The organism is Deferrisoma sp. (assembly GCF_054681715.1).
The window spans coordinates 1-2,831 of record NZ_BAAHFQ010000256.1 but is presented as its reverse complement, the minus strand read 5'-3'; the positions used below and the strand labels follow the sequence as shown (position 1 = coordinate 2,831).

The window sequence follows — 2,831 nt, the reverse complement described above, 5'->3', positions numbered from 1 at the left end:
GTGGAGGTGTTTGCGGTGGGGCCCCAGGGGAACCGGGTGCCCGTGCTTCGGCTCGACCTCTCCTACGAGGCCTACCCGCGGCCCGCACCCGAAGGGAATCCGTGACGCGCTCGGAAATCCTTTTGTTTCTTTGCCTTGCCGGCCTCCCGGTCGGGGCCCTGGCCGCCCCCGGGGTGGAGCGGGTGGTGGCCCTCTCCCTGGGCCCCCTCGAGGGCCGGGGCCAGCCGGCGGCCCTCGCGACCGACCGGGAGGGCACGAGCCTGGCCTTCGAGTTCCTGGAGGCCGAGGGCGACACCCTGGAGGTGTACCTCGCGTCTCTGGAGGGGGATGGGCCCCTGCCCTCGGAGCTCGGCCCGCCCCAGGCCGTGGTGCCGGCCGGCGGAACCGACCCCTTCGCCCTGAAGCCCGAGCGGCCCCTGAGCGAGGGGCCGAGCTTCGGCCCCCCCAAGCGGGGCCGGCCCCGGCTCGTGGTGGCGGCCACCCGCAAGGCCGCGAGCCGCGGCGCCTCGGTCGTCAACCTGGACCTGTTCCTCCGGGAGCCGGGGCGCCGGGCGTTCCTCACGGACCACCCGGAAAACGATGCCAACCCGGCGTTTTCGCCCGACGGCACGGCGGTGGCGTTCACCTCGGGCCGCACGGGCCAGGGGGACCTCTACCTCTACCGGTTCCGGGGCGAGCCGGCCGGGTTGGTTCGGCTCACCTTCGAGCCGGCCGGTTCCGAGCTCTATCCGGCCTGGTTCCCCGGGGGCGACCGGCTCGCCTTCGTGGCCCACCTGGGCACCTCGGATCACGTGGCCGTGCTCGACCGGCTGGGCGAGCTCGTGGCGGCGGACGAGGGGGCGCGACGACTTCGGGTGCGGGAGCACCTGCGCGACCTCACCCCCGGCTGGGCCGGGGCGTGTCTTGCGCCCAGCGTGTCCCCCGACGGCCGGTGGGTCGCGTTCTTGTCGCGCCGGGACGCGGCCGGCCCGGCCGACCTCTACGCCGTGCCCGCAGAGGGCGGGGAGCCCCGGCTCGTGTGCCGGGGGGTGCTCCCCGAGACCCGGGGCGGCCCCCGGTGGACCCCGGACGGCCGGGGGTTCGTGGTGGTTCTGGACGACCCCGACCGGCTGAACCCCCTGGCCCACGTGGCTCTGGACGGCCCGGGAGAGCCCCGGGTGCTTCCCACCGGCACCGAGCTCAATGCCGACCCCTGGGTGGTCCGGCGGGGCGGGCGGACGGTGGTGCTGTTCACGGCCCAGGGCGCGGCCGGGCAGGCGGAGAAGCGCTGGCGGCGGGTGTACGCCGCCCTGTTACGGGAGGAGCGGGAGTGACGCCCATGGACGACACGGTGGCCCGGTACGATCCCTTCGCGGCCCTCGAGGACATCGCCGTGCGCACCGGGCTCGACCTCAAGGTGATCGCGGCGGTCCTGGAGGGGGAGCTCGACTACCTCGGGTGCCTCGGACTCCTGAACGGCGAGACCGCCGACGAGGCCACCCGGCGGGAGTGGGAGGAGCTGCGCCAGGAGAACGAGGACCTCCTCGACCGAAACCCCGACGAGTACGACATGGATGTCGCGATCTCGTTCATCCAGCGGAACCGCGGGATCGAGCGCGATGTGATCGCCCGGGTGCTGGAGGCGAACCTGGCGTTCATGGAGCGCCAGGGCCTTCTGGACGACGGGTGGGAGGAGGACTGGACGGGCGCCGACGACGACGGGGGGCCCTCGGAATGACCCGGGTCCGCGACAAGGTGGTGCCGCTGGAGGAGGCCGCGGCCCTGGTGCCCTCGGGCGCCACGATCTCCATCGGGGGGTTCACCAGCCAGCGCCATCCCACGGCGCTCCTGCGGGCGATGATCCGGCAAGGGGTGCGCGACCTCGTGGTCTACTGCCACTCGGCCGGAAGCGACGTGGACCTTCTGATCGGGGCCGGGTGCGTGCGCCGGGTCGAGGCCGCCTACCTGGCCGACGGGGTGTTCGCCCCCATCGCCCCCAACTGGCGGCGGTTCGTCGAGGAGGGCCGGATCGAGTTCGAGGACTACTCCAACGCCGCCATGATGGCCCGGTTCTCGGCCGGGGCCATGGGGCTTCCGTTTTTTCCCGTGCGCTCGATGCTCGGGACCGACCTTCTGGCCAAGGAGGGGCTCGATCCCGCGGTGCGCCGGGCCGACCCCCGGGCCGCCCCCCGGAAGGCCGCCGTGATCGCCTGCCCCTTCACGGGGGAGCCGGTGGTGCTGGTGCCGGCGGTCCGGACCGACCTGTGCCTGTTGCACGTGCAAAAGGCGAGCCCCCAGGGGCTGGTGCGGATCGAGGGCCAGGAGTTCCTGGACGTCCAGCAGGCCCTGGCCGCCGACCGGGTCATCGTGACCTGCGAGGAGCTCGTGGACGACGAGGAACTCCGGCGGGAGCCCGAGCGGAACCGGATCCCGCCGTTCGCCGTGGACGCCGTGGTCCACGTGGCCTTCGGGGCCCATCCCCACAGCGTGCACAACTACTACGACTACGACCCCCAGCACCTCCACCTCTACGCCGAGGCGGCCCGGTCCGACGACACGTTCCGGGCGTACCTCGACCGGTTCGTGTTCGGCCCGGCCGACCACGCGGCCTACCTGGAGGCCGTGGGCGGGGCCGAGCACCTGGACCGGCTCCGGGCCCGGTCGGGGCTCGGCTACAACCCCGAACTCAAGAGGACGCCGTGAGCGCCGCCTACACCACGTTCGAGCTCATGACCGTGGCCGCGGCCCGGGAGATCCGGGACGGGGAGGTGGTGTTCGCCGGCACGGGGCTCCCCATGCTCGCGGCCATGCTGGCCCAGCGCACCCACGCCCCGGGGTGCGTGATCGTGTTC

At 73.6% G+C, this 2,831-nt stretch carries 3 protein-coding genes; all 3 read left to right on the top strand.

The window, feature by feature from the left end; genetic code table 11:
• Nucleotides 1-101: 101 nt before the first annotated feature.
• From ACY0I8_RS17485 to ACY0I8_RS17475, 3 genes are read left to right on the top strand one after another with little or no spacing between them, the layout of a single operon-like run.
• A complete protein-coding gene (locus tag ACY0I8_RS17485; protein WP_461395769.1) occupies nt 102-1,313 on the top strand; it encodes a TolB family protein in 1,212 nt (403 codons plus the stop codon).
• 5 nt (nt 1,314-1,318) lie between these two features.
• Nucleotides 1,319-1,717 (top strand): hypothetical protein, encoded by a 399-nt coding sequence (locus ACY0I8_RS17480; RefSeq protein WP_461395768.1) that lies wholly within the window; start codon nt 1,319-1,321, stop codon nt 1,715-1,717.
• The gene (locus tag ACY0I8_RS17475; protein ID WP_461395767.1) at nt 1,714-2,682 is read left to right on the top strand and encodes a CoA transferase subunit A; all 969 of its coding nucleotides are present in this window, start codon (nt 1,714-1,716) and stop codon (nt 2,680-2,682) included. The genes ACY0I8_RS17480 and ACY0I8_RS17475 overlap by 4 nt, the downstream gene beginning before the upstream one ends.
• Nucleotides 2,683-2,831: the final 149 nt, after the last annotated feature.

Excerpts from the sequence above, each read along its gene's own strand:
- ACY0I8_RS17480 (WP_461395768.1), top strand. The coding sequence starts at position 1,319 with ATGGACGACACGGTGGCCCGGTACGATCCCTTCGCGGCCCTCGAGGAC.
- ACY0I8_RS17475 (WP_461395767.1), top strand. The coding sequence starts at position 1,714 with ATGACCCGGGTCCGCGACAAGGTGGTGCCGCTGGAGGAGGCCGCGGCC.